Annotated in this window: 3 protein-coding genes; 2 read left to right on the forward strand and 1 reads right to left on the reverse strand. The window is 69.9% G+C overall.

The genetic code is table 11. The annotated features are described in order from the left end of the window. Positions 1-1355, reverse strand: a 1355-nt coding sequence (locus tag Q0C59_RS19200) for an FAD/NAD(P)-binding protein (protein WP_291218595.1), incomplete at its 3' end; no start/stop codon positions are given. A gap of 176 nt (positions 1356-1531) precedes the next feature. Between Q0C59_RS19200 and imuA the strand changes: the two genes are divergently transcribed. Continuing rightward, positions 1532-2380 carry a translesion DNA synthesis-associated protein ImuA gene (gene imuA / locus Q0C59_RS19205; protein WP_291218597.1) on the forward strand — a complete coding sequence of 283 codons (849 nt, stop codon included), beginning with the start codon at positions 1532-1534 and terminating at the stop codon, positions 2378-2380. After that, positions 2328-3574 (forward strand): DNA polymerase Y family protein (locus Q0C59_RS19210; protein ID WP_291218599.1); only part of this gene is annotated, 1247 nt, incomplete at its 3' end. The genes imuA and Q0C59_RS19210, both read left to right, overlap by 53 nt.

A 3574-nucleotide genomic window follows, 5' to 3' on the forward strand; every position in this document is an offset into this window, starting at 1 on the left:
TCGGCCACGATGGCGGTTTTTTCCGTGTCGGCAGGGTCGATGCTGGCCGTCATCTTGCCGAAGCCGTCGAGGCGGCTCTCGCGCATCCAGTTGCGCAGGGGCTTGTCCTGGCTCCAGCGCATCTGGTTGGCCAGGCTGACCAGGGTGGACTGGATGTAGCCGCCCACGTTGCGCGGAAAGGGCACGGGGGTGCACAGCGCGTTCCGGGTCTCGTCGTCGTCGTAGTGTGCTTCCACGTACGCGCACACAGCGCTGCTGAAGGTGACCAGCGGGGCCCGCACGAGCTGGGGCACGATCTTGCCGGGCTGGAAGATGGGCTCGATGTCGCGCATCTCCACGGCGGAGGCGGTGCAGTTGATGAAGAGCGTGTTCTCGTGCAGGGCCTCGCGGCCTTGTTCGAGCACGAGCGCGCCGCGTTCGATGGCCAGCACGCGGCCCTTGCGGATCACGTGTTGGATCTGCCGCAGCAACTGCACCTCGCCTTGCGACAGCGTGGCGTAGTGAAACATGCGGGGCGTGTGCTGTGTGTCGATGCGCAGCATCTGGCCGCTGGCTTCCAGTCGCTCGAACAGGTCGGCCACGCTGCTGGCCTCGGCCAAGGCTTTCATCTGCGCCAGTTGTCCGCCGATGGAGTGCTTGAAAAACTCTTCGCCGGGCTGCGTGGTGAGCCGGTTCACCACCCACGAGTCGCGCGGCATCACCCAGCTGATGGCTGTCTGCGGCACACCGCATTCGAGCAGCCACACGGCCGCGTCCATGGCGGTCTTGCCGGCGCCCAAAATGCAGAAGCGGGCAGGGCGTTCCCGGGTGTCTTGCCAGAGCTGGGTGAGCTGCGTGGGGGTGACCAGGTGCACGCCCTCGGCCACGCTGAACTTCGGCTTGGTGGTGGCCGGCACGCTGGGGCTGAAGTGGCGCGCGTCCACCAGTTTCCTGCGCACGGTGATGGTGGAGTCCGCGCCCGAGAGCAGGGAAGTCACACGGGCGGTGCCGGCCTCCAGGCCCTCGAAACGGCTCATGGGCAGGTATCGCACGCGGCCGCTGGGCAGCAGTTTCTGGTGCATCACCTGCTGGAAATAACCGCTCACCTCGGCGCCGCTGGCCAGTTCGTACAGGCCGGCGTTGTGGCCCACGGTGTCCTTGCAGTGGGTGCCCAGCGCCAGCGAATTCACGCCGTAAAAGGCCGAGGGCTGGTGCAGTGAGACAAAGGGGTAGGCGTCGTTCCAGTGGCCGCCGGGTTGGCCGTGCATGTCCACCAGCGTGATGTGCGCGTCGCTCTCCTGCAGCAGCGTGTCGGCAAAGGCCAGGCCGGTGGCACCGGCGCCGATGATGAGGTAGTCGGTGTCGTGCTGGGCCATGGCGTTCCTCGAAGTGGTGCCCCGCATCGTGAGGAGTTTGAGTGGTGGCGGCAATGGGGCAAACCATGCGGCAAACCATGAGGGTTGTGCGGCCGCTGGACACCGGTCGGCCTTTAAGATACTGTACACGCATACAGTATTTATCGGCCTTCCCAACCCCACCCGAACACCCCGCCATGCATCCCGCCCTCGACTGGCAGGAGGACGATCCGTCTTCCGCGCTGATGTTTTCAACCCCGCACGACCCGCCGCGCCCGGCGCGTCTCGTGCGAATGCCCGGCGAATTGCCCATGGCCGTGGCCGCGGCCATCTGGCGTGGCGACCAGCTCGGCGGCCCGGTCTCGGCCGTGCTGTCCAGCGGCTTCGAGGCGCTGGACGCGCAACTGCCCGGCGGTGGCTGGCCGTGCCACGGCGTCATTGAAATCCTCGCGTCGCAAAGCGGCCTGCTGGAATGGCGCCTGCTCGGGCCGGCGCTGCGCCAGGTGTGTGCCGCCGGCCGCGCGGTGGTGGTGGTGGGGCCGCCCAAGGCGCCGCACCTGCCGGGTCTGCGTTTCGAGGGCATCGACGAACGCCACCTGGTCTGGGTGCGGGCCGACACGGCGGCCGAGCGCCTGTGGTCGGCCGAACAACTGATCAAGGCCAACGCCTGCGGTGCGCTGGTGGTGTGGCTGCCGCAGGCGCGGTCTGAACAGGTGCGCCGCCTGCAGGTGCTGGCCGCCAGTTGCGAAGGCCCGGTGTTTTTGTGCCGGCCGAGTGCGGCGGTGCGCGAATCGTCGGCCGCGCCGCTGCGGCTCCTGGCCCGCGTGGGGCTGGACTGGGAACTGCACCTGGACATCTTCAAACGCAAGGGCCCGCCGCTGCAGGACACGCTGCGCCTGGGCTCGGTGCCCGGGGGGCTGCGCGCCATCCTCACGCCGCGGCTGCGTTTCCCCAGCCGGCTGTTGCCGTCAGACATATCCCGAGAGGCCGGCCATGTTGTGGTCAGCACTCCTGCTCCCGACCGCCCCCACCGCGCCGTCCACTGAGGCGGCGCGCCGTGCCGTGGCCACCTGGGCGTTGCAGTTCACGCCCCGCGTGGCGCTGGCCGACGGTGCGGTGCTCATGGAGGTGGCGGGGAGCGTGCGCCTGTTTGGCGGCAAACGCGCGCTGCGCGACCGCGTGGTGGCCGAGAGCGCAGACGTGGGCGTGGCGCAGGTGGCCTGGGCACCCAACAGCCTGGCCGCGCTGGCGCTGGCGCGCGCAGGCATTGAAAACGGCTTCAAGCAAACCCTGCCGCTGCTGCTCGATGCCTTGCCCATGCAGGTGTTGAGCGCGGTGCACCCACATCTCACCACGCTGGCCCACATCGGCTGCCGCACGCTGGGCGATGTGCGCGCGCTGCCGCGCGGTGGTGTGGGCCGGCGGTTTGACAAGCAGCTCTTGCAGGCGCTCGACCAGGCCTACGGCGCCGAGCCCGAGGCGCATGTGTGGGTGGCGCTGCCCGAGCGGTTCGAGGAGCGGCTGGAGCTCATGGCGCGCGTGGAGCAGGCGCCGGCCTTGCTGTGGGGCGCGCGGCGTTTGCTGCTGGTGATGAGCGGCTGGCTGGCGGCGCGGCGCGCGGGCGTCACGGCCTTCACGCTGCGCTGGGCGCACGACGCCATGCGCGCACGCGACGCGGGTGAGGGCGGCGAGATCACGGTGCGCACGGCCGAGCCCACGCGCGACACCGAACACCTCTGCCGCCTGCTCGCCGAGCACCTGGCCCATGTGCAGTTGCTCGCGCCCGTGGGCGACCTGCACCTGCTGGCCACCGACGTGCAGCCACTCATGGAGCGCAGCGCCTCGCTGCTGCCCGACACCGTGCGCCAGGGCGAGACGCTGCACCTGGTGCTGGAGCGCCTGGCCGCGCGCCTGGGGCCGGGGCGTGTGTTGCGTCCGGTGGTGCTGCCCGACCACCGCCAGGAATGGATGTGCCGCTGGCAGAGCGCACCCGAGCCGCTGCCGCGCAAGCCGGCGCCCGACACGGGCATGCCGCAACCCACCTTCGTGTTGCCCGAGCCGCTGAGGCTGCTGGTGCGCGGCAACCGGCCGATCTACCAGGGCGAGCTGCAACTGCTCGCGGGCCCGCAGCGGGTGGAGGGCGGCTGGTGGGACCGGGTGGATGGTGCGGGTGCCACACGCAACGTGGTGCGGGATTACTGGGTGGCGCTGTCGGCGAAGGCGGGTGTGTTGTGGATCTT

The organism is Hydrogenophaga sp., assembly GCF_022844385.1.
In the GTDB taxonomy this organism is placed as follows: domain Bacteria; phylum Pseudomonadota; class Gammaproteobacteria; order Burkholderiales; family Burkholderiaceae_C; genus Hydrogenophaga.

Coding starts and splice junctions, on each gene's coding strand:
- imuA (WP_291218597.1), top strand. CDS start 1,532: ATGCATCCCGCCCTCGACTGGCAGGAGGACGATCCGTCTTCCGCGCTG.